Genomic DNA, 20,400 nt, shown 5'->3' with positions numbered 1-20,400 from the left:
AAGTGTCGCGAGGCACACAATCTCTCCAACGGTGCACGTCGGCTGAACAAGCGGGCGTGCACTGTCTCGCTTTCGGGGGCGTGTAGCGTGCGGTCGCAGGCCCGTGCGCGGCGTGGGAATCACAGGAGCCTGGCAACGAAGCGGATACCGTAGGGGAGTGGTGGACTACATCGGCCGAGCGCTCGTCGCCGACGCCTTGCAGGAATGGCGCGAGCAGGCTCCAGACTCAGGCGACAGTGTCGCCGCTGCGCGACCTCGTCGCGACCAGCGCCAACGTCATCGACCTGCGACACTCGCACCCGTCCGGTCTTGCCCAGGCTCTTCGCGGGGCGCGCCACCGCGCTGACCAGTCTGTTGCGAGACGAGGCCACCCGCGACACCGTTCTTCACCGCGGACGCGTCATCCTTGACGAAGCGGGACGCGTGAAGGCCGCCACCGGTGCGTGGACCGCCGCCATTGCGATCGGCACGCTGGCGTGGCGCGAGGCGGAGCACGACGTCGAGATGCCGCTGCTGCTGCGCGCCGTCGAGCTCGAGCGCTACCGCGAGCGTGACCTTCACCTCACCCTGCGCGACGAGAACTGGGTCAACCCCATCGTGGTCGCGATGCTGCGCGAGAGGGCCGCACGCAACGGCGACGAGCAGCCGCCGTTCCTGCCTGCCGTGACTCCGGGCCGCGACTTCGACCCCCGCCCCCTGTGGGATGCGGTGCGTGAGCGCACCGATCTGCTCGGCGACTCGGTGACCGTGAGGGACCGTCTGGTGCTCGGCGCCTACGACGACCCCGAGCAGCGGCTCTTGGACGACCTTGATGACCTCGACAGCATCCTGTCGGCTTCGTCGATCATCGCGGCGGCCGCGGGCGACCGCGACGCCGTCGCGGCCCTGTCCGAGCCGCTTCCCGCCTTCCCCAAGGGCGATCGTGACCCGTTCGCCGAGCGCGGTGCTGGCGATCTTGACGACGTGCAGTTCGCCGCGCTCGACCTCATCGCGACGGGCCGTGACGTGTTCCTCCAGACCCCACCTGGGGCCGATGCCGTGGGCACCGCGGCCGCCGTGGGAGCCGACGGCGCGGCCTCGGGCCGCACCGTGATGGTGGTGGGCGGAGAGGACGCCTCGCTGCGCGCCATCGCGCGCCGCCTCGGCGCCATCGGAGCGGGTGACCTGGTCATCGACGGCACCGTGCAGACGTGGAACATCGGCGCGCGCACGCGCCTGCTCGAGGCGATCACCATGGGCACGCCGCATGTGGACGATGCCGCCATGCGTCGCGCGGGTGAGGAACTGCTGCGCGCGCGGGCCGGCCTTCACCGCCGTTTCGACGCCCTGCACCGCTCGCATCGGCCCTGGGGTGTCAGCGCGTTCGAGGCCGTGCAGGCGATCGTGCGCGTCACCACGGCGACGCCCGCGCCCGAGACGACCGCGAGGCTCGGCGTCGATGCCGCCATCGCGGTCGCCGAGCACGGCTTCGCCTCCGTGGCGGCGGCGCTCGCTCGGGCGCTTGCCCCCGACGACGCGCCTGAGACAGATGACGCGGCGCAGACGGCCGCCGGCTCCGGAGCGCTCGACCTCAGCGGCATCGACCCGTGGTGGACCGGACACGCCGAGCCGGAGCAGGCCCCGCGACTGGACGAAGGCTCTCTCGGCGTTCCTTGGGCGTTCGCTTCCGAAGATGCGGTCCGAGGCGGCGATTGCCGCTCATGAGACCGGCGTCGACGAGGCCGTGTCCTTCGCGGACTGGACGTCGCAGGTCGACATGTTCGCGGATCTGCGAGACATCCTTGAGATCTTCTCGCCCGCCGTGTTCCACCGGTCGCTGACGGACCTGGTGGGCGCCACGGCACCGCACGGATCGTCGCGCTTCGTGGACCTTCCGCGCCGCGACCGCCGTGCCCTGGTGCGACGCGCCGTCGAACTACTGCGCCCGGGCCGCAGCAAGGACACCCTGCACGAGGACCTGGTGCGCGCCCACGACCTCGCTGTCGCGTGGCGGTCGCACTGCTCGGCGGGCGGCTGGCCGGTGGTCCCCGATGACTACGACGTCTTTGTGGAGCGCGTGGGGCGTGCCCGTCACGAGTGGGACACCATTGCCGCCACTGTCGCCGCCGTCACCGGCGCCGACGACCTCCCCGAGCAGCCGTGGGATGACCTCGTCGAGCGCCTCGACAGGCTCGCGCTTGGCGTGCCGGGATCGCTTGAGTCCTCCGAGGTCTCCGACGTGGACATCGACGTCGAGACCGGAGGGTTTGAGGCGCTCGTCGCGGATCTGCGGGCGCGTGGTGCCGGTCCCGAACAGATTCGCCGCGACCTCGAGTTCGCATGGTGGGCGGCCGCGTTTGACGCGATCGTCACCGCAGACCCGACGCTTACCGAGTACGGCGCCCTCGGTGTGGCGATGGAGGAGTTCCGCACGCGCGACGACGCTTTCGCTGGCGCCCGCATCGGCCCCCTGATGCGTGCCGCCGCGGAACGCAGGCGCAGCGCCATCGCCCGCCACCCCGATCTGGCGCGCGACCTTTTCTCCGCGCTGGTCGAGGGAGCCGACGCCTCTTTCAAGGAGCCTGTGGCGAGACTTCGCGCCGCTCGTGACAAGCCTCAGGCCCGTCATGCTCGCTAAGGCCGAGCAGGTTTCGCGCCTGGCCCCGGCATCCCGATGCGTGGACCTCGCGGTCATCGTGGGCGCCGAGTCGCTCGCGCTCGCTGAGTTGGTGCCCACGCTCGCGCGCGCCAAGCAGGTGGTCGTGGTGGGTGACGCGCATTCGGCGACCCGGTCCGCGGTGGCGGCCATGGCGGCGATGCTGCCCAGCGTCACGATGCACGCCACGCCTCAGCCGCGTGACCCGCGCGTGAGCGCCCTCCTGGCCGAGGTCGCGTACGGCAGGGCACTTCCCACGCAGCCGGCCGCTCGCGGCCAAGGCCGCCTCGACGTCACCGTGATCGATGCGACGGGTGTGCCCGTCGCGGGCACGGACGTGGTGGAGTCGACGGCCGCCGAGGTGCAGGCCGTCGTGGCGCACGTGGCACGTGCGTACGATTCCGCGCCGCGCTCGGACCTCCTGGTCGTCGCGGGCAACGAGCCTTCATGCCGCGCGCCTGCGCGACGCCCTCCACGAGCGCGACGAACGCCTCGCCGAGGTTCCCGTCGAGGTGTTGGGCGAAGGTGGCGGCCACCACGTCCACGAGGTGATCGTGACGCTTGGCTTCGCCGCCGACGGCGCCAGCCGCGCGCCGGCGCACCTCGGGGCTCTTACTCAGGAGTGGGGCCGCGAGTCGCTGGTTCAGGCGCTCTCCTCGGCCAGTCACGATGTCACCGTCTTCACGACGCTCGGCGTGGCCTCGCTCGAGGGCATCGGCGGTGAGGACGCGACCGGCGTTGAGGATCTGCGCGAGCTGCTGCGGGCCGCCCAGGCCGCTCCGGTGGCGCCCGAGCGTCCCGAGCCTGCGCCGTCCGACTGGCTCCTTGCCGACGTGGCCCAGCGCCTGCGCCGCGACGGCTACGGCGTCCACGTGCGTTACGGCACCGGCGCCGATGCCATCCCCATGGTGGTGGGCGGCCGTCACGACCGCGACTACACCGTTGCTGTGGTCACGGATGAGGCCACCGCCGCGGGCTCCGTCTCGCTGCGCGATCGCATTCGGCGTCAGCGCACCGGGCTCGAGCGCCTGGGGTGGCGCGTGGTGCCGCTGTGGACGCTCGACGTCTTCATGGACCCCGATGCCGCGGCCGCACAGGTCCTCGCCGCGCTGCCCGAAAACGCCACCGAGCCCGAGCAAGTGCAGGAGTCGCTCGACCTTGGCCTTCCCGAGCCCGAGCAGGCACTCCCGCTGCCGGACCTCACCGCACCGGAGCCCCAGGCGCCCGCGGAACCCGAGCCGTTGACGATCGGCCTGTCGACTCTCGCGGTGGCGGATGCGGTGGCCAGTGCAGGCGTCAGCGCCACATCAGACGGCAAGGGAGACGATCCCGTGGTGGAGTCACTGCGCGAGGCGCAGCAGCCTGAGGAGTCAGCGGCGGGCGAGCCCGACGATCAGGACGCCGCAGCGCCGAGCGACGCGGCGACGCCAGAGGAAGGCTCCGGAGTCAACTTCGGAAGCAACACCGGAGTCAACTTCGGAAGCAACACCGGAGGCGGCGACGCAGGCATCGGCTGGCCGTCCGTCCTCAGCCCAGCCGCGCGTGGCGGGGGCCGAACGCCCCCTTATCCCCACCAAGGCATGGGAGGACTCCGATGAGGCGTGGGGCGGCCGCGAAGGCGGCTCTCGCGACGAGGAGATCCTGAGGGAGAAGCCTCCGCACTGGTGAGCGGAGGCGGGGCGTCAGGCCGACGCGCTCTTCTTTGCGCCTTCGCGCGAGTCGTTGCGGTAGAAGCCGGAACCCTTGAAGGTCACTCCGACGTTGCCGAACACGCGACGCAGCGCGCCGCCGCACTCCGGGCAGGTCTCGAGGGCGGCATCGTGGATCGACTGGACCGTGTCGAAGCGGTGGGCGCACTCACGGCAGGCGTAGGTGTACGTGGGCATGGTCCGTATTCTACGCGGGCACGGCGGTGACGCCTTCGGGCGTGACAACCATGGTCACCGGGAGGTCGTGATCCTCGCGCGGGAGCACCGTCTCACCGGGGCCGTGGAACTCCGCCGTGAACGTGAGCGCGATGACCGGGGCATCGGGACGCGCGAGTTCGAGGGCGCGGTCGTACCAGCCGCCACCCTGACCCAGCCGCGTTCCGTAGGAGTCGGCAGCGAGCGCAGGCACCACCACCACATCGGCGTGGGCGAGTTCCTCCGACGGCAGGAAGTCACCCGACGGCTCGGGCGGGCGGCCGGGCGCGCGCTCCACGAGGTCCTCGGCACCGTGATAGGTGGACCAGCCGCGCTGGAGACCGTCGCCGAGGCGGGGGATGAGGACGCGCACTCCGCGTTCGTGGAGCGCGGAGATCAGCGGCAGGGTGCCGGGCTCGTGAGGGCGAGAGGCGTAGACGGAGACGCATCGTGCCTGCGCGACCGCAGGGATCTCGAGGATGAGGTCGCGAAGCCGCTCCGCGAGCTCGGCGTTGCGCCGCGCGGAGCGGTGCAAGCGGTCCTTGCGGATCGATGCCCTCGCCTGGGCCTTGGCGTCTTCCGGGGCGGGCGCACGGGTGCCGTGGGCCGACTGCGGTGTCATGCCATCCATTGTGCCAGTGCCATGTGACAGTGGAGTGTCGTGTCCCTCACATTGCGCCGATTGTTGCGAGGCGTGTGCGCAGGACACGACAATGGCCCGCATGACGACGCGGAGCCTGGCCGACCATCACGCCGCAGTGTCACAGGCACTCATCCCGAATCCGGCCATGGATGTGCTCATCGCCGATGCCGTGGGAGGGACGCTCGCCGAGGACATCGTCGCGCGCGAGCCGGTCCCCGCCTTCGCCGTCGCGCAATTCGATGGGTACGCGGTGCTTGCCGCGGACGTGAGCGGCGCCCGGGGCGATGCGCCCGCGGTGCTCCCCGTCTCGTACGACATCGACTTTGCGACGCGTTCGCCGCGCACCCACATCCCGTCCACGGCCGCTCGCATCCCCTCGGGGGCCCCGCTGCCCCGTGGGGCCGATGCCGTGGTCGCGCTTGCCGCCACCGACGGTGGCGTCGCCAGGGTGGCGGTGGGGGTGCCCGTGGCGCCAGGTCAGGGCGTGCTTCCCGTGGGGGCCGACGTCGCCGCAGGAACGGTTCTCGCGACCGCGGGCACCAGGCTGGGCCCGCGCCAGGTGGCCGCCGCCGCCGCACTCGGGATGCCGCGCCTTCGGGTGCACCCCGTGCCGCGCGTGGTGGTGCTCGCCGTGGGCGACGAGATCATCGATCCCGGTGCCCGGCATCGGGGTGCCGAGGTCTCCGACGCCAACAGCCACCTGCTTGCCGGACTCATCCGCCGGGCGGGAGCGCAGGCGTTCCGAGTGGGCCCGGTGCCCGATGAGCCCCGCGCGTTGCGCGCCGCGATCGAGGACCAGCCTGGTCCGCGCCGATGTGCTCATCACCACGGGCGGACTTTCCGACGGGCCGCGCGACACGGTTGCGACGGTCCTGGCTCAGCCTGGGCGACTTCCAGGTGGTGGATCTGGACCTGGCGCCGGGCGGCAGGCAGGGGTTGGGCGGCATCGAGTTCGGTGACCGGGTGCTGCCCGTGGTGGCGCTGCCCGGCCACCCGGGCGCCGCCGCCATCGGGTTCGAGGCCTGCGTTCGTCCCGCACTGAGGGCCATGTGCGGCCACCGGACCCGCGAACGCGACACCGTCGTGGCGCGAGCCGCGCAGGGGTGGTCCGTGCCCGCCGGGATGGTGCGCCCCACGCCCGTGATCCTCGACGACGTCGACGGGGTCGCCGTGGCCACCCCGCTTCCCGCCGCGCGCCTCAGCGTCACTGACCTCGCCAGGGCCGATGCGCTGGTGTGGTCCGGCGTGCAGGGGCTCCAGGTCGCCGCGGGCGACCAGGTGCGTTGTGCGTATTGGGGCTGACGTGGCACCCGTGGAACTCTCTCGCGGGGGCGTGACGCTGCGGCCACTGCGCCGCTCCGACGAGCGCGCGTGGCACGCCGTGCGTGCGCGCAACCGCGAGTGGTTGCGGCCGTGGGAGGCGATCCTTCCGCCAGGACGACGCGAGGCGCCCCTGACATATGCGGGTCTCGTCAGGCGCGAACGCAAGCAATGGCGTGAGGGCAGCGCACAGCCCTACGTGGTGACCGTGGCGGGGGAGATCGTGGGCCGCGTTGCGGTGGCGGGAATCCGGTGGGGGGCCGAATGTGGCGGATCCATCGGGTACTGGGTGGACCAGGCGCATGCGGGCAGGGGCGTGACCCCCACCGCCGTGGCGCTCGCGGCCGACCACGCGTTCGCCGCCGGCCTGCATCGGTTGGAGATTGCGGTGCGACCAGAAAACTTCGCTTCGCTGCGGGTCGCGGAGAAACTGGGCTTCGTCGATGAGGGTCTGCGACGGTCCTATCTGTACATCGACGGCGCGTGGCGAGACCACCGCGTCTTCGCGAGGACTCAAGACATGCCGCGCATCGGCCGATATTGGACACAAGGGGACTGACACGCCGCGCGCCATGCACGGCTGAGTGCACCTGTGGCCGTACCGTTCTGAGTCATGGTTCCGGTCGGACTTCTCGCCATCATCGCCCTCGGGCTCGTCGTGGCGTACGTCCTTCCCCAGAAGATCAAGGAACGCTCCGAGTACGCGCTCGTGCGCACCGAGGATCGCTACAGCGCCCAGATGCGCGTGGTCCGCTCTTCCGCCGAGCGTATTGAGCGTGGCGCGACGCGCCCCTCGACGGATTCTGGTGAGGTGCCGCTGCTGGCCACGGGAGCGACGCGCGCCATCAAGGCATCGTCCACCCGTGCGGAGTCGATGTCGCGTCCGTCGGGGCCGCTCGACCGCGCCGCGACCTTCGCTCAGCGTGAGTCTTTCCACCTGCGCCGCGACCGCCAGCGCATCCTTGCCGAGCGGGCCGCCCAGGCGCGGAGGCGCCTTGCCGTCTCCGGCGTCGTCGCGGTCCTGACCGTTGCCGCGTGGAGCATCGTCGCGCTGACCGCCGTCACCGCCGTGGTGGGAGCCATCGCGACCGCCGTACTGGTGGGTGTGGTGGCTCAGGGCGCCCGTGCCGCCGCCGCGCAGCGCCGTGCCGACGAGCGAGTGCTGCTCGTCGCCCGCGAGGTTGAGGCCGCCGCCACCGCTACTCAGGCCCTGCGCGTGGTGAGTCGCGAGCGTGCCGCGGGCCGCGAGGCCGAGCCCTCCGACGTCGCCACTCAGGCCATCCGCATCGTGACCGCCGAGGACCTCGCGCCCTTGGCTGCTCCCGCACCCGTCGCCGCCCCCGAGGTGGTCGACGCCGTCGAGGAGCCTTGCCCCCGAGGACTCCGCGGCGTGGAGCCCCCGCGAGATGCCCGCACCGTCGTACACGCTGAAGCCCACCGTGCGTCAGCGCGAGGCGCGCGCCATCTCCGCTGAGGACTACGACGCCGCCCGCGCCCGTGCCGCCCGCTGGGGTGAGGCGCAGGAGGACCAGGCCGTCGCCGCCGACGAGGCAGCCACCACCACCGGCGCGCTCGACGCGATTCTCGCGCGCCGCCGCCGCGCCTCCGCCTAAGCGCGACCTCTCCTGGCGCACGCGTGACGGCGCCGAGGGCTCAGCGCTGACGAGCCCCTAGGCCCGTCACCGTCGCACCGCCTCAGACGGCCGCCGTCACCCCCGCCATCAGGCGATCGAACACGCGCTCGCGGTCGAAGTGCAGGCCGTGCTCGCGCGCCCGCTCGCGGTGGGCCGCGCGTTCGCCGTCGGTCATGCCGAGGACCGCATGGTCCAGGGCAGCGGCGATGGCGCCAGGGTCCTCCACGGGAACCATCAGTGCCGTGTCGCCCACGGCCTCGGGGATGCCGCCCGTGGCGCACGTGATGACAGGGCCGCCTCCGGCGAGCATCTCCTCTACGAGCGCGATGCCGAACGTCTCGGTGAACTCTGGCCGCGGCTTTGACGGCAACGCATAGGCCGCGCAGCCCGCCATCAGGTGCGGCTTCTCCTCGTCGCCCACGTCATCAAGGAAGACGATGCTCTCTGCAGCCGCAGACGAGGCCGCGTACTCGCGTAGCGCCGCGGCATCGGGTCCACGACCCGCGATCACGAGCGTGCGGGAGTGCCGCGTCATCGAGGCGGCGAAGCCGTCGATGAGGTCCTCCACCCCCTTGGCGAGCCCTAGGCGCGACAGGAACAACACGTACGAGCCGCGCGACAGGCCGCGCGCCGCAAGGTGAGCATCCGTTACCGAGGGATCGAGCGAGGTGTACGCCCCCGTGTCGATGGCGGGGTACGACACAGCGATGCGCGCGGCGCACTGCGGCGCGAACCGGGTGCCGTGGCGCTCGTCGATCGCGGTGGCGGCCTCGACAATGACGTCCTTGGTGTAGTCCGACACCGCGACGCAGTGGTCCTGGCTGAGGTAGGCTGGACAGCACGTGCGCCGCCGCACCGAAGCGATCGTCCTCCACGCACGCGCGCACGATGTCGGTGACGTCCGACCCCACCGCTTCGGCCACCGTGGTGACGTTCACCGGGAGGCCAGTGGAGCGCGCGGCGCGCACGGCATCGGCCACCGCCACCGTGTGAGGCGACAGATACAGCGACAGGCACACCGTTGGCACGCCATCCGTGAACAGTTCGATGAGCCGGCCGGTGAGGCCTGCGAGGTAGCGGCCGTCGGGGATCTTGTAGCCGCCGACCGGCTCGGGCCGTTCCACGGTGATGCCCGGCGAGTAGGGCAGGACGGTGTCGAGCGGCTTGAGGGGCAGTCCCGTCTCCTCGAGCCGGTCCAGAGGCCAGGTCAGGATCCGTACGTCGTCGAAGCCGCGAGTGAGGGCAACTTCGGCGAGGTTGCGAGCCTTCCCCGAGTGGCCGCAGATCACAGGGTCGGCGCGCACCACGATGACAAGCCGGCGGTCGGGCAGAGCGATCATGCGGGTACCTCCTTGATGGGACCCCAGGACGGGGGACGGACGTCACGGGCCCAAGCGGACGGCTCGGGGCCAAGGGACAGGTGAAGGCGTCCACCCTCGTGGAGTGCGGCCGCATCGACCCACGACCCCTCGAGCGCCTCTCCGTTGAGGCTGGCGGACTGGATGTACTGCACCGCGCCTCCCGGCGTGGGTTCCACGAAGCCCGAGGTGTCGATGGTCAGGGTGCCGTGGGCCATCGCGACGGTCGAGTAGTGGAACGACGGCGGATGCAGCAGGAAGATCGACTGGCCGGCGACGGGGAAGATCCCGAGCGAGGCCCACACGTACCAACTCGACAGGCCGCCGGAGTCGTCGTTGCCCGGGAGGCCACCACGGCCGGTGCCGAACTGGTGGTTCACGATCGCGTGCACCACCTCAGCGGTGCGGTCGGGCCGTCCCGCGTAGTGGTAAGCCCACGGAGCCTCCATATCGGGCTCGTTGTTCAGGCCCTCGAAACGCCCCAGGGCATACCCGGCCGTCATCTCCTCCAGGCCGGGCGCGACACCGGGCTGGACCACGGCATCGGCCCCGAATCCGAAGAAGTCGTCCAAGAGCGCGACAAAGGCGTCGTCCCCGCCTGCGAGCGCGATGCGGGTGGCCATGTCATGCACCAGGCGGAACGAATAGTTGTGCTTGGTGCCCTCATAGAACGTGGAGTCGCGCAGGAGGCCCGTGGACTCGTCGAACGCGTTCAGCCAGCGTCCCGCGAGGCGCTCAAACTCGGCGGCCAGTGCGTCGTCGCCCATCATCCGCGCCACGTAAGCGGTGCACCAGTAGCCGTGCGCGATGTCGAGCGTGTGGCTGATGGGATGAGTGACGCCGTGGATGAGGTAGTCCTCGCCGTAGGTGCGGCGTAGGTCACCTGCGAGATGGACGAGCGCCCACTCCCAGTCGATGCCGGGAAGGCCAAGGCTTGGCGAGGTCGACGATGAAGGTGTGGGCGAGGGCGCTGCCTTGGCGGCCGAACCTGTCGGAACCGCGGGCCATGCGATAGCCGATGGGCAGGTTGCCTTCCTGCTCGCAGATGGTGAGCAGGGCGTTCGCGAGTTCCACGGCGCGCTCGGGGGCGAGCGCCGTGAGGAGCGGCAACTGCGTGCGGTAGATGTCCCACATGGTGGAGACGTCGAACACCCACGGGCCCTTGGTCGGCCAAAACGGGCTCTCGTCCGGAGCGAAGGATGGCTTGATGAGCGAGTGGTACATCGCCGTGGCGAAGACCTCGCGGCGAGCCGGATTGTGGGTATCGACGTGGATGCGGCTGAGGGCCTCATCCCATGAGGCCCGCGTGGCCTGGGCGCGGCGCGTGAACGACGGCCCGCCCGAGGCGCCGTCCCGTTCCAGGTTCTTGCGCGCCTGCTCCACGCCGCGTAGCGAGAACCCCATGCGGATCTCCACGCTCTGGCCCTCACTTGTGGGGCCCGCCCACATGAACCCGAAGGGGCGCAACGTGGTGGGACGGATGTGGTCGAACGCGAGCGTGGAGCCGCCAGGCATGAGGCGCCGGTCGTACCACAGCAGGCGGCGCCAGCCCTCGACGTCGCACTCGATGTGTACCGCCAGCGGTGCGCCCTCGACCACAATCTCGCCCTGCATGACGCCAGGTTCGACGGACTCGAGATGTGCGCGCAGCGGGACTGTCGCGCCGTAGGGGATCGCGAGCCCGCCCATCGACATGTCGATGACCACGCGGGCGTCGGCATGCGCGGGGAACGTGTAGCGGTGCACCGCGGACTTGGGACCGACCGTGAGTTCGGCGGTGATGCCGGACTCGAGGCGGGCGCGGTAGCGGCCCGGCGAGGCGTCCTCGTCCTCCAGGTCCCAGGTGCGGCCAAGGGCGTCCAGTGGCTCGAGCATCGGCGTGACGCGCATGTAGTTGTAGTACTTGCGGATGGCGCCCGTGCCGGACTGCTGGAAGTGGGTGAAGCCGCTCGCGACGAGGCGGCCGTGGAGCGGTGCGGGGACGCCCTCGGTCGACAGGCTCGTAGAGGCCGTAGCCGGTGGGGTAGGCGCCCGAGTAGGCGCACGCGGACACCATGCCGAGTGGGTGGGCCGCGCCGGGGTGCGTGTTGCCCACCTGAGGCTTGGGCCACCACCAGGTCGCGGCGAGACCCGACGGCTCGGGAAGGGCCGTCGCATCCACCCCGATAAACGGGTCCACGTCGTCGAGCATGCGCACCTCGCCTTGGGTCGTGTGGCACCAGCATGACGTGGCCGAGGCCGCGCCGCTACCGGTGACGGTAGGTGGCGAGCATTGCGGCGTCATTGCCGAATTGTGACGAACGCTTTAACTCTGGGGCATGCTCTCGGCTTCGCATCCACACTCCGCGCACGCCCACCCGTGACGCACACGGCCGCATGTGCGGCTCCTTAGGCCCTGAAGTGCCGCAAATGTGGCCATGTGCGGCAGGTGGGGCTGAGGGTGACATGCGAAGGCCCGCGCCCGGTCGCCGGTGAGGGCGGCCGATGCGCGGGCCGGGAGTCGCGTCGAGGCTCAGCCGTCGATGGTGGTGTGCTGCTCACCCACGGGCGGCAGGTTCTTGCCCAGGGAGAAGGCCTGCACCAGGCCGATGATGCCGATGAGTACCAGGGTCACGCCGGTCATGACGACGAGCGCGAGGGCGGACCATGTGGGGACGATGATCACCACGAGTCCCGCGATAAGCGAGATCGCACCGCGGGCCCAGGCCATGCCCGGCTCTTGCCCCGGCCCGCCTGGGCGAGCGTGGCGATGCCTTCGATGAACCAGCCCATACCGATCAGCACCACGGTGATGACGGTCAGCACGCCGGCGGCCGCCGTCAGGTTCTTCAGGGCGACGATGCCGCCGAACAGCAGGAACAGGCCGAGGATCAGGTTGAGGATGCGGAAGCCGCTCGAGACCTCGCGGGTGAAGATGCCGACGGAGATGCGGACCACGCCGGTGATCACGAAGAACACGCCCGCGAAGGTCGCGGCGACGACGAGCGACTTACCCGGCCACACGAGCAGTGCCACACCGATGAGGATGCCGATGACTCCCAGGACGCCGAGCATCGTGCGCGCCGCGTTGATGGCCGAGCGGGCCATCTTCTCCGGATCGATCTCCATCGTGTCGAAGGGCGAGTGCGGGAAGGACTGCTGAGACATGGTGCCTCCAGGTCAGGTGCGTGTACGGCCACATGCTATCGGCCGGTGTGTGGCTCTCGCGGGAGGGTCGATACTGGACGGCGGACAGCCTCACAAACGATGGGAGTCGGCATGGCTAAGACCGCGGTGATTACGGGAGCCTCGAGCGGGATCGGTGCCGCCAGTGCGCGGGCGCTGGCCGCGGACGGCTGGGATGTCGTCATCGGCGCGCGTCGCGTGGACAGGATCGAGGCGCTCGCGGCCGAGATCGGCGGCACGGCCATCCCGCTGGACGTCACCGACGAGGCCTCCGTCGACGCGTTCTGCGCCGCGATCGAGCGCTGCGACCTTCTCCTCAACAACGCCGGTGGAGCGTTCGGCACTGCCTCAGTGGCCGAGGCCGACGTCGATGAGTGGCAGCGGATGTACGACGTCAACGTGCTCGGAACCTTGCGGATGACGAAGGCGCTCCTGCCCGCCCTCATCGCCTCGGGCGACGGCCAGGTCATCACTATCGGGTCAATCGCGGCCCGCGAGCCGTACGAAGGCGGTGGCGGCTACAACGCCGCGAAGCATGCCGTGGCGGCGCTGACGCGCGTGCTGCGACTCGAACTCATCGGCCAGCCCGTGCGTGTCAGCGAGATCGACCCCGGAATGGTGGAGACAGAGTTCTCGATCGTGCGATTCGGTGGTGACGAGGACAAGGCCGCCAAGGTCTACGAGGGCGTCCAGCCGATGACGGCAGAGGACATTGCCGATGCCGTGCGCTGGGTGGCGTCGCGGCCCAAGCACGTCAACATCGACCAGATCCTCATGCTCGCGACCGCGCAGACGAGCGCCAAGGTGGTCCACCGCGAGCCTGTAGTGCGCTCGGCTCGTTGCTCCGAGATGTGCGGTCGAGTGGCACGAACGCGCGAAGGTGCCACTCGATCCCGCAGGACGGTCGGGCGGGCGCGATGGTGTCCAGGACCTCCGCGAGGGTGATAACCTAGTTCCCGCCTTGGGGCTGTGGCGCAGTTGGTAGCGCGTCTCGTTCGCAATGAGAAGGTCAGGGGTTCGATTCCCCTCAGGCTCCACCAAGGAAAAGGGCCGCACCGGAAGGTGCGGCCCTTTCGCTTTCCTCGCGAGGCCGTGAGCGGCACGGGTCTTTCAGCGGGAGACGGCCGATGCCGTCAGCACCCCGGCCAACACGGCGAGGGTCTCGCTCGTGCCGGCATCGATGGTGAGGTCCGCGAGGCGGTCGCCCTTGGTGGCGCCGCGGTTGATGATCACGATCGGCACGCCCCGGCGCGAGGCGCGCGTCACGAGGCGAAGGCCCGAGTTCACGGCGAGCGACGAACCCGCGACCACGAGCGCCTCGGCCTGGTCGACGATGGCCTCGGCGGCGCGAGTCCTCTCCGCGGGGACCAGGCTCGCCGAAGAACACCACGTCGGGCTTGAGGATGCCTCCGCACACGTCGCAGTCGGGCACGCTGACGTGCTGCCACGACTGGGGCAGGACATCGCCGTCGGGGCCAAGGCTCGACCGCATCGGGCACCGCGAGCGCGGGGTTGTCGCGCTCGAGCCTGCCCGCGATCTCGTCGCGGGAAAACTCCGTGTGGCAGGCGAGGCAGACGACGCTGCGCATGTGGCCGTGGAGTTCGACGACGCGCTGGGATCCCGCACGCAGGTGCAGCCCATCCACGTTCTGAGTAATGAGGCCGGTGACCAGTCCGGCCGCTTCGAGGGCGGCGAGGGCCGTGTGTCCGGGATTGGGCTGGGTGCCCGCGAAGGCCCTCCACCCCAGGTGGGAGCCCACCCAGTACCGCCGCCGATGGGCCTCGTCGCTCACGAAGTCCTGGAACGTCATGGGGGTGCGCCGCGGCGAGTTGGCGCCGCGGTAGTCGGGGATGCCTGAGTCGGTGGACAGGCCCGCGCCCGTCAGCACGGCGAGAGTGCGGCCGGCGATCAGCGTGTGGGCGGCCGAGAGGTGGGGTGCTGGGGCATCGTCCGTCGTCACGTGATTCCTCCTGCCGCGGGCCGATGCCCCTGTCACGATGGTCGCACGTCCTCCTTGGCGCTCGGTTCCGTGGAGCGTGTCCGGCCCCACAGGGCGCGTGCCACGAGGCCCGCCACGAGCGCCCAGAACGCGGAGCCGATGCCGGCCACCACGATTCCCGAGGCGCCGATGAGGAGAGTCAGGGCCGCGGGGATGCGGCCGGAGGCATCGGCCATGGCGCCTGTGATGGCGGTCGCGAAGGTCGCCAGCAGCGCGAGTCCCGCGACGGCCTCGATGAGGCCTTCGGGTGCGTCACCCATCAGGGCGGTGAGCGACCCCGCGGCCAGGGCGAGCACGAGGTAGGACGCTCCCGCAGCGCTGGTGGCGATCCAGCGGCGCTCCGGGTCGGGGTGGGCCTGCTCGGAGGCGGGGAGTGCGGCGGTGATGGCGGCGAGGTTGATCGCATGCCCTCCGGCGGGTGCGCCGATGAGCGTGCCCACGCCTGTGGTGACCATCGCGCTGCGCCAGGGGACCGTGTAGCCGTGCGCCGCGAGAATGGCGACGCCTGGCACGTTCTGCGAGGCCATCGTCACGATGGTTAGGGGCACGGCGATGCCGATGGCGGCCTGCCAGGTGAGGGTCGGCATCGTGAAGGTGAGCGTCGGGGCCGCGAGAGATGCGCCGCCCGCGGTCGCCGCGATGGCGGCGATCGCGATCGCGAAGGTCACCGGCGTCGCCGCGCGCGGAGAGAACCGCATCAGCACGACCCAGACGGCCAGGAGCCCGCCGACGAGCCACGGCTCGTGCTCGAGGGCGAGGAAGGGCGCGAGGCACAGCGGCAGCAGGATGCCCGCGAGCATGGCCTGCGCGAGCGAGGGGGAATCGCCGCGACCAGGCGCGCGAGCGGCCGGAGGAGTCCGCACGCGATGATCAGCACGCCGGTGACGAGGAAGGCCCCCACGGCGGCGGGCCAGCCGCCGTCCACGTATCCCTGGGTGGCGAGGAGGGCCGCGCCCGGCGTGGACCACGCGATCGTGAGCGGCATGCGATACCGCCACGAGAGGTAGATCATCGCGATGGCTTGGGTGACGCACAGCGCCATGAGGCCCGATGCGGCCTGAGCGTCGGTTGCCCCCACGGCGCCGAGCCCGGCAAGCACCACTGCGAAGGAGCCTTCCGAATCCCACGAGCGCCGTGACGACGCCGGTCGAGGCGGCCTGAAGCATTGTGCGTTCCATAGATGGAACCCTAGCGCGACTGTTCCACAAACAGAACCCCGGCTACAGTGGCGGCATGCCACCCACAGGACTCGACCCCACCCCGCCAGCAGGCGGCGGTGGTCTTGCCGTCGAGGTGGGTCTGCGTGCGAGGCAGGCGCGCACCGCGCGGGGCCTCAGTCTCGGCGCAGTGGCTGCCGCGGCAGGCATCGGCAAGGGGTCGTTGTCCGAGATCGAGAACGGCATGCGCAACCCCACGCTATCCACGCTGTACGCCCTCGCTCACACCCTGGACATGCCGCTCTCGGCACTGCTGGCCGAGCGCGCGGGCGCACAGGTCGCGTCACCCGGCATCGTGGCGCGGCTGCTCGACGTCCGCGAGGACGCCGACGCGACGGTCGAGGTGTTCGCGCTCGCGCTGACCCCCGGCGCCATCCACCGCTCGGACGCCCACGGGTCCGGCGTGATGGAGCAGATCATCGTGACGGCCGGCTGCGTGCGTGCAGGCACGGCGGGCGAGGAGCGTGCCGTGAGCCAAGGCGAGATGCACGTGTTCCCCGCCGACGGCCCGCACTCCTACGAGGCCATCGACGCCCCGGCCCACGCGGTCAATATCATCCGCACGCCGAGGTCGCACCGCGCGAGCGGGCCCCGAGGCGCTACTGGATCGCCGACGTGAGCCGCGTGATGTTTTCGAGCGTTCGCCGGTACCGGGGCCGCTGACGCCACGCGTCGAGCGTGAGCCGGTTCGATGCTGCCTGGTAGGTGGCCGTGATGGCGGTCATCTGCTTCGCGACCGCCTCGTCGTAGGAGATCAGCGAGAGCTCGGAGTTGAGCTCGAACGAGCGCATATCCATGTTGCTGGAGCCCACGATCGCGACCTCGCCGTCGACCACGATGTACTTCGAGTGCAGAAGGGTGGGCGCCTTGTAGAGGTAGATCTCGACCCCCGCCTCGAGCAGCACACCGTAGTAGGAGCGCTGCGCGTAGCCGATCATCCACTGATCCATTGCCTCCGAGTTGATCATGCTCACCCGCACGCCCCGATGCGCGGCGGAGACGATCGCTTCCAGCAGCGCCTCGGACGGCACGAAGTAGGGGTTCACAATGACGATGTCGGTCTTTGCCAGGTGCAACAGGTGCGTGAAAACCGCGAGATTGTTCTCGCCGTCGAAGCCGGGTCCGCTGGGCAGGACCTGCAGGGAGCCTGCCCGGCAGGGCGGACGGGTCGCCGCTCATCGGCCGAATCGGATCGTCGAACGAGCCGCCTTCCGAGACCCAGTCGGTCATGAAGAGGGTGGCGAGTTCGAGCGAGATCGGTCCTGAGGCGCGGACCACCAACTCGTCGTAGTAGATGTCGTCCTTGCGGTGGTAGGTGCGGTCGATCATGTTCTGCGACCCCGTGTATCCGATCGCGTTGTCGACTACCACGATCTTGCGGTGATTGCGCAGGTCGGGCCGGACGTACCCCTTGCCGGGAAGGCGCAGCGGCAGGATGGCGCGGTACGCGATTCCCGCGGACTCCAGGAGCCTGCAGCATGGGCTTCTTGCCGTCGTAGGCTCCGCGATCCCCACGTGTCATAGAGCACCCTGACGTCGACTCCACGTCGCTTCGCCGCCGCGAGCGCCTCGAAGAACGGCCGCGTCGTGTCGTCGAGGGTCATCGCGTAGTACTCGACCCACACCGACTGATGAGCGGCGTCGATGTCGCGCACGATGGCCTCGAGCGACGCGCCGTAGTCGGTGAGGATCTCGACGGAGTTTCCCGCCATGACGGGCAGGCGCCCGTAGTCCGTCGCCAGTCGCTCGACGGAGCGGTACGCCGGGCTGACGGCGGCGTCGATGACGCCGTCCCCCATGTGTTTCTTGGCCTCCGCCACCTGTGCGTCGATGGTGGCGTTGATGCGAGCCTGGACGTCGCGGCGCGCCCGGGGCAGTTTGTAGTGCCCCAGCAGCAGGAAAGCCAGCCATCCGGGTATGGGCAGGATGACGATGAGGAGGATCCAGGCCGTTCCCGCGGTCGGACGCCTACGGGGTGGGATGACGATGATGGCTGCCACGATGAGCACCGCAGAGACGATGGCGTAGACCGTGGCGGGATCCGGGATCATGGCCGTCAGAGTACGGGAGGCCACGTGGGAACCCGGCTGTGCGGCATGCGGTGCGCAGGCGCGGATAGGCTCGCACCACCATGAGCGCCCAGGCCCGCACCTCGCAGTCGCAGGAGCGCGTCCCACCGATCACGCTCACCGAGGAGTTCGAGCACGCGCTCGCCCTCCTCCACGCCGGCGCCAACGTCTTTCTGACGGGCCGTGCGGGGACGGGAAAGTCGACTCTCATCCGTCACTTCCTGGCCACCACCGGACGCAAGGCCGTCACCGTTGCGCCCACCGGCATCGCCGCGCTGAACGTCGACGGTTACACGATCCATCGCCTGTTCTCGTTCCCCATGGGCATCACAGAGGACACCGTCGGTAGCCGCGGCTACTACCCCTCGCGCTTCGCGGCCACCCTCAAGGAACTTGAGATCCTCATCGTGGACGAGGCCTCGATGGTGCGGGCGGACCTGTTCGACGCCCTCGTCGCGGCGCTCGAACGCTTCGGGCCCCACCCAGGCGAGCCGTGCGGCGGGGTGCAACTGGTCCTCGTCGGCGACCTCCATCGCCTGCCCCCGTGGTGCGCGACGGCGAGGTGGACTACTTCGACGAGCGCTACGGGACCCCGTACTTCTTCTCCGCCCGCCGGTTCGACGAGGCCGCGTTCCCCGTGGTCGAGCCTCACTCACGTGTTCCGCCAGCGCGGCGACGCTCGCCTGGTCGACATCCTCAACGCCGTGCGCGAGGGTGCGCTGCTCGAGGACGCTCGCCGTGAGTTGAACGCCCGCACCGATCCCGATTTCGAGCCGCCCGATACGGAGTTCTGGCTGACACTCGCCACCACCAACCGCATCGTCCGCACCCGCAACCGGCAGATGCTGGAGCGCCTCGAGACGCCGCGGCGCACCTATCGCGCGAGCGTGCGTGGCGACATGGATGGCTTCGAGCTCCCCGCCGACGAGACCCTTGAACTCGCCGAGGGTGCCCAGGTGATGCTGCTCAGCAACGACCCCCTGGACCGTTGGGTCAACGGCACACTGGGACGCGTCGACGCCCTGCTCGACACGCGCGATGGGCCGCTGGTGCGTGTCCTGACCCGCGGCGGTGACGTGGTCGATGTCGAGCCCCACACCTGGGACGTCACCCGGCCCACCTTCTCGGGGGGATCGCTCGACAGGGAGGTGATCGGCACCTTCACACAGTTGCCCATGAAGGCTCGCGTGGGCCATCACGATTCACAAGAGCCAGGGTCAGACGCTCGAGAATGTGGTGGTCGACCTCACGGGCGGCACCTTCGCCAATGGCCGCCTATATGTGGCCCTGAGCCGTTGCACCAGCCTGGCCGGCCTGGTCTTGAAGCGTCCGGTCCTTCCGCGCGACCTCAAGACGGACGTCCGTATCCGGCGCTTCCTCACCGGCGGGGCACGGTCGGCCGATGCCGTGGTGGGGGAGGCGTACCTGGCCGTCCTGACCGTGGGGCAGGTGGGCGACCGCTATCGCCCGCGCCCCGTCGAGATCGCCGTGGTCACGGACGACGGAGACGAGGCGACGACCGTCGTGAATCCCACCAGTGACCTCTATGAGGCTCAGACGCGGTTGGGGCTGACCACGCGCGATGTCCAGGCTCGCGCCGGTGCTTGCCGAGGCATGGGCGTCGCTGTCGCCCCTGCTAGCGGGCAGGGTGCCCGTGGGGGTGGGCATCGACCAGCAACTCGGTTGGATCGACTTTGAACTCAAGCGCCACGGCGTCGTCGAGCCGATGGCGCTCGGGGCAGAGGTGCCGCGCGGAGCCTTCACCGCCGAGGAACGCGAGCGGCTCACGGCCTCCACCGCGCTGGAGCGCGCGCGAGCCATCCGGGACGCCGCCGCCCGCTGGCAGGAGTTCACCTCGGACCCGCTTGCGGGCAACGGCACGGGCTTCTCGCCGCTGCCGCGAGGAACGGGATACCTGATGGCGCGCACCACGGGGCCAGGCGGCGTGGACGGGCCCGAGGGATTCGTGGTGGGAGGAAACCTCTCGGCGCAGGACGATGCGGCCGCAGTCCTTGCCCAGTTCCTTGCCCTCGCCTGGGAGCGCGTCATCGACCGCGACCAGGCCGCCCTCGACCGCGTGCGGGCCGCCGAGGCTCACTTCGGGGTCGCTATCGTGCCTGACGACGTCGAGATCGAGACTCCCGTGGACGTGGCGACGCTCCTCACGCACGGAACCAGGGTGTGTTTCACCGGCACCGTGGTCACAGCGGCGCACGGAGTGCTGGGCCGGGACCGGATGGAGACGATCGCCGAAGGTCTCGGGCTTGTGCCGGTGGCGACGGTGACCAAGACCCGCACCGACGTGCTGGTGGTTGCCGAGCGTGGCACGCAGTCGGGCAAGGCGCGCAAGGCGGCCGAGTACGGCAAGCCCGTCGTCGCCGCCGAGGACTTCCTGGCGTGGGCCGAGGATCGCGTGCAGGGTCAAGACGCCGGCATCTAGCGACGGCACGCGCAC

General features: G+C 70.4%; 24 protein-coding genes, 1 tRNA gene and 2 pseudogenes. 15 read left to right on the top strand and 12 right to left on the bottom strand.

The genetic code is table 11. The annotated features are described in order from the left end of the window. Nucleotides 1-309: 309 nt before the first annotated feature. Genes QQK48_RS05595 through QQK48_RS05580 form a run of 4 tightly spaced genes read left to right on the top strand, consistent with a single transcriptional unit; the run spans nt 310 to nt 4,233 of the window. Nucleotides 310-1,704, top strand: coding sequence for a DUF4011 domain-containing protein (locus tag QQK48_RS05595; protein ID WP_284327757.1), 1,395 nt, complete (start codon nt 310-312; stop codon nt 1,702-1,704). Continuing rightward, on the top strand, nt 1,673-2,617 hold the full coding sequence (locus tag QQK48_RS05590; RefSeq protein WP_284327756.1) for a hypothetical protein: 945 nt from the start codon (nt 1,673-1,675) through the stop codon (nt 2,615-2,617). Before QQK48_RS05595 ends, QQK48_RS05590 begins: the two co-directional genes overlap by 32 nt. Next, a complete protein-coding gene (locus tag QQK48_RS05585; protein ID WP_284327755.1) occupies nt 2,586-3,359 on the top strand; it encodes a hypothetical protein in 774 nt (257 codons plus the stop codon). Before QQK48_RS05590 ends, QQK48_RS05585 begins: the two co-directional genes overlap by 32 nt. Continuing rightward, the gene (locus tag QQK48_RS05580) at nt 3,331-4,233 is read left to right on the top strand and encodes a hypothetical protein (RefSeq protein WP_284327754.1); all 903 of its coding nucleotides are present in this window, start codon (nt 3,331-3,333) and stop codon (nt 4,231-4,233) included. The genes QQK48_RS05585 and QQK48_RS05580 overlap by 29 nt, the downstream gene beginning before the upstream one ends. Before the next feature lie 84 nt (nt 4,234-4,317). Here QQK48_RS05580 and QQK48_RS05575 read toward each other — a convergent pair whose 3' ends face one another. Beyond that, nucleotides 4,318-4,521, bottom strand: a complete 204-nt coding sequence (locus QQK48_RS05575; protein ID WP_416815976.1) for an FmdB family zinc ribbon protein — start codon at nt 4,519-4,521, stop codon at nt 4,318-4,320. Between the two features lie 10 nt (nt 4,522-4,531). Next, complete coding sequence (locus QQK48_RS05570) at nt 4,532-5,161, bottom strand: 5-formyltetrahydrofolate cyclo-ligase (protein ID WP_284327753.1); 630 nt, start codon at nt 5,159-5,161, stop codon at nt 4,532-4,534. 100 nt (nt 5,162-5,261) lie between these two features. Here QQK48_RS05570 and QQK48_RS05565 point away from each other — a divergent pair, with 100 nt between their 5' ends. From QQK48_RS05565 to QQK48_RS05545, 5 genes are read left to right on the top strand one after another with little or no spacing between them, the layout of a single operon-like run. Beyond that, nucleotides 5,262-6,224 (top strand): molybdopterin-binding protein, encoded by a 963-nt coding sequence (locus tag QQK48_RS05565; RefSeq protein ID WP_284327752.1) that lies wholly within the window; start codon nt 5,262-5,264, stop codon nt 6,222-6,224. A 5-nt stretch (nt 6,225-6,229) separates the two neighbouring features. Further along, nucleotides 6,230-6,484 carry a hypothetical protein gene (locus tag QQK48_RS05560; RefSeq protein WP_284327751.1) on the top strand — a complete coding sequence of 85 codons (255 nt, stop codon included), beginning with the start codon at nt 6,230-6,232 and terminating at the stop codon, nt 6,482-6,484. Between the two features lie 10 nt (nt 6,485-6,494). Then, entirely contained in the window at nt 6,495-7,061 is a 567-nt protein-coding gene (locus tag QQK48_RS05555; RefSeq protein ID WP_348523488.1) for a GNAT family N-acetyltransferase, read from the top strand. 54 nt (nt 7,062-7,115) lie between these two features. Continuing rightward, nucleotides 7,116-7,976 (top strand): hypothetical protein, encoded by an 861-nt coding sequence (locus QQK48_RS05550; RefSeq protein ID WP_284327750.1) that lies wholly within the window; start codon nt 7,116-7,118, stop codon nt 7,974-7,976. Continuing rightward, on the top strand, nt 7,942-8,115 hold the full coding sequence (locus QQK48_RS05545; RefSeq protein ID WP_284327749.1) for a hypothetical protein: 174 nt from the start codon (nt 7,942-7,944) through the stop codon (nt 8,113-8,115). The genes QQK48_RS05550 and QQK48_RS05545 overlap by 35 nt, the downstream gene beginning before the upstream one ends. A gap of 82 nt (nt 8,116-8,197) precedes the next feature. Here QQK48_RS05545 and QQK48_RS05540 read toward each other — a convergent pair whose 3' ends face one another. The 5 genes from QQK48_RS05540 to QQK48_RS05520 form a co-directional block, all read right to left on the bottom strand. Then, nucleotides 8,198-8,992: a glycosyltransferase family 4 protein gene (locus tag QQK48_RS05540; RefSeq protein WP_284327748.1), complete on the bottom strand. Its 795-nt coding sequence runs from the start codon at nt 8,990-8,992 to the stop codon at nt 8,198-8,200. A 480-nt stretch (nt 8,993-9,472) separates the two neighbouring features. After that, nucleotides 9,473-10,273: a glycoside hydrolase domain-containing protein gene (locus QQK48_RS05535; protein WP_284327747.1), complete on the bottom strand. Its 801-nt coding sequence runs from the start codon at nt 10,271-10,273 to the stop codon at nt 9,473-9,475. 100 nt (nt 10,274-10,373) lie between these two features. Continuing rightward, nucleotides 10,374-11,651, bottom strand: coding sequence for a glycoside hydrolase domain-containing protein (locus tag QQK48_RS05530; RefSeq protein ID WP_284327746.1), 1,278 nt, complete (start codon nt 11,649-11,651; stop codon nt 10,374-10,376). 355 nt (nt 11,652-12,006) lie between these two features. Continuing rightward, nucleotides 12,007-12,162, bottom strand: a complete 156-nt coding sequence (locus tag QQK48_RS05525; protein WP_284327744.1) for a hypothetical protein — start codon at nt 12,160-12,162, stop codon at nt 12,007-12,009. After that, on the bottom strand, nt 12,156-12,641 hold the full coding sequence (locus QQK48_RS05520) for a DUF308 domain-containing protein (protein WP_284327743.1): 486 nt from the start codon (nt 12,639-12,641) through the stop codon (nt 12,156-12,158). The genes QQK48_RS05525 and QQK48_RS05520 overlap by 7 nt, the downstream gene beginning before the upstream one ends. Before the next feature lie 111 nt (nt 12,642-12,752). Here QQK48_RS05520 and QQK48_RS05515 point away from each other — a divergent pair, with 111 nt between their 5' ends. Further along, on the top strand, nt 12,753-13,604 hold the full coding sequence (locus QQK48_RS05515) for an SDR family NAD(P)-dependent oxidoreductase (protein WP_284327742.1): 852 nt from the start codon (nt 12,753-12,755) through the stop codon (nt 13,602-13,604). 18 nt (nt 13,605-13,622) lie between these two features. After that, nucleotides 13,623-13,699, top strand: a tRNA-Ala gene (locus tag QQK48_RS05510). 70 nt (nt 13,700-13,769) lie between these two features. On the opposite strand, the pseudogene QQK48_RS05505 reads toward QQK48_RS05510, so the two are convergent. From QQK48_RS05505 to QQK48_RS19315, 3 genes and pseudogenes are all read right to left on the bottom strand, one after another. Continuing rightward, a pseudogene (locus tag QQK48_RS05505) lies at nt 13,770-14,620 on the bottom strand (Sir2 family NAD-dependent protein deacetylase). A gap of 32 nt (nt 14,621-14,652) precedes the next feature. Then, on the bottom strand, nt 14,653-15,459 hold the full coding sequence (locus QQK48_RS05500) for a benzoate/H(+) symporter BenE family transporter (RefSeq protein WP_348523487.1): 807 nt from the start codon (nt 15,457-15,459) through the stop codon (nt 14,653-14,655). Further along, complete coding sequence (locus QQK48_RS19315) at nt 15,357-15,761, bottom strand: benzoate/H(+) symporter BenE family transporter (protein WP_348523486.1); 405 nt, start codon at nt 15,759-15,761, stop codon at nt 15,357-15,359. Before QQK48_RS19315 ends, QQK48_RS05500 begins: the two co-directional genes overlap by 103 nt. 131 nt (nt 15,762-15,892) lie before the next feature. Between QQK48_RS19315 and QQK48_RS05495 the strand changes: the two genes are divergently transcribed. Then, nucleotides 15,893-16,495 carry a helix-turn-helix domain-containing protein gene (locus QQK48_RS05495; protein ID WP_284327741.1) on the top strand — a complete coding sequence of 201 codons (603 nt, stop codon included), beginning with the start codon at nt 15,893-15,895 and terminating at the stop codon, nt 16,493-16,495. Here QQK48_RS05495 and QQK48_RS05490 read toward each other — a convergent pair. Together QQK48_RS05490 and QQK48_RS05485 are read right to left on the bottom strand one after the other, a co-directional pair. Continuing rightward, nucleotides 16,476-16,952, bottom strand: a complete 477-nt coding sequence (locus QQK48_RS05490) for a phospholipase D-like domain-containing protein (RefSeq protein WP_284327740.1) — start codon at nt 16,950-16,952, stop codon at nt 16,476-16,478. The genes QQK48_RS05495 and QQK48_RS05490 overlap by 20 nt on opposite strands. Before the next feature lie 288 nt (nt 16,953-17,240). After that, a complete protein-coding gene (locus QQK48_RS05485; RefSeq protein WP_284327739.1) occupies nt 17,241-17,927 on the bottom strand; it encodes a phospholipase D-like domain-containing protein in 687 nt (228 codons plus the stop codon). A gap of 80 nt (nt 17,928-18,007) precedes the next feature. On the opposite strand from QQK48_RS05485, the pseudogene QQK48_RS05480 reads away from it, so the two are divergent. The 3 genes and pseudogenes from QQK48_RS05480 to QQK48_RS05470 form a co-directional block, all read left to right on the top strand. Then, a pseudogene (locus tag QQK48_RS05480) lies at nt 18,008-18,454 on the top strand (AAA family ATPase); the annotation flags it as partial. Between the two features lie 724 nt (nt 18,455-19,178). Further along, complete coding sequence (locus QQK48_RS05475; RefSeq protein ID WP_348523485.1) at nt 19,179-19,643, top strand: hypothetical protein; 465 nt, start codon at nt 19,179-19,181, stop codon at nt 19,641-19,643. Continuing rightward, nucleotides 19,528-20,385: a BRCT domain-containing protein gene (locus QQK48_RS05470; protein WP_284329461.1), complete on the top strand. Its 858-nt coding sequence runs from the start codon at nt 19,528-19,530 to the stop codon at nt 20,383-20,385. The genes QQK48_RS05475 and QQK48_RS05470 overlap by 116 nt, the downstream gene beginning before the upstream one ends. Nucleotides 20,386-20,400: the final 15 nt, after the last annotated feature.

The sequence above is a fragment of the Demequina litorisediminis genome (assembly GCF_030161615.1).
Taxonomy (GTDB): Bacteria; Actinomycetota; Actinomycetes; order Actinomycetales; family Demequinaceae; genus Demequina; species Demequina litorisediminis.
This window is presented reverse-complemented; position numbering and strand designations above follow the sequence as displayed.

Bases quoted from the DNA above. Each gene is read 5' to 3' on its own strand.
- QQK48_RS05590 (WP_284327756.1), top strand. From the start codon at position 1,673: ATGCGGTCCGAGGCGGCGATTGCCGCTCATGAGACCGGCGTCGACGAG.
- QQK48_RS05575 (WP_416815976.1), bottom strand. From the start codon at position 4,521: ATGCCCACGTACACCTACGCCTGCCGTGAGTGCGCCCACCGCTTCGAC.
- QQK48_RS05570 (WP_284327753.1), bottom strand. From the start codon at position 5,161: ATGACACCGCAGTCGGCCCACGGCACCCGTGCGCCCGCCCCGGAAGAC.
- QQK48_RS05565 (WP_284327752.1), top strand. From the start codon at position 5,262: ATGACGACGCGGAGCCTGGCCGACCATCACGCCGCAGTGTCACAGGCA.
- QQK48_RS05560 (WP_284327751.1), top strand. From the start codon at position 6,230: ATGTGCGGCCACCGGACCCGCGAACGCGACACCGTCGTGGCGCGAGCC.
- QQK48_RS05550 (WP_284327750.1), top strand. From the start codon at position 7,116: ATGGTTCCGGTCGGACTTCTCGCCATCATCGCCCTCGGGCTCGTCGTG.
- QQK48_RS05530 (WP_284327746.1), bottom strand. From the start codon at position 11,651: ATGCGACGGCCCTTCCCGAGCCGTCGGGTCTCGCCGCGACCTGGTGGT.
- QQK48_RS05520 (WP_284327743.1), bottom strand. From the start codon at position 12,641: ATGTCTCAGCAGTCCTTCCCGCACTCGCCCTTCGACACGATGGAGATC.
- QQK48_RS05515 (WP_284327742.1), top strand. From the start codon at position 12,753: ATGGCTAAGACCGCGGTGATTACGGGAGCCTCGAGCGGGATCGGTGCC.
- QQK48_RS05500 (WP_348523487.1), bottom strand. From the start codon at position 15,459: ATGCTCGCGGGCATCCTGCTGCCGCTGTGCCTCGCGCCCTTCCTCGCC.
- QQK48_RS05495 (WP_284327741.1), top strand. From the start codon at position 15,893: ATGCCACCCACAGGACTCGACCCCACCCCGCCAGCAGGCGGCGGTGGT.
- QQK48_RS05485 (WP_284327739.1), bottom strand. From the start codon at position 17,927: ATGATCCCGGATCCCGCCACGGTCTACGCCATCGTCTCTGCGGTGCTC.
- QQK48_RS05470 (WP_284329461.1), top strand. From the start codon at position 19,528: ATGTCCAGGCTCGCGCCGGTGCTTGCCGAGGCATGGGCGTCGCTGTCG.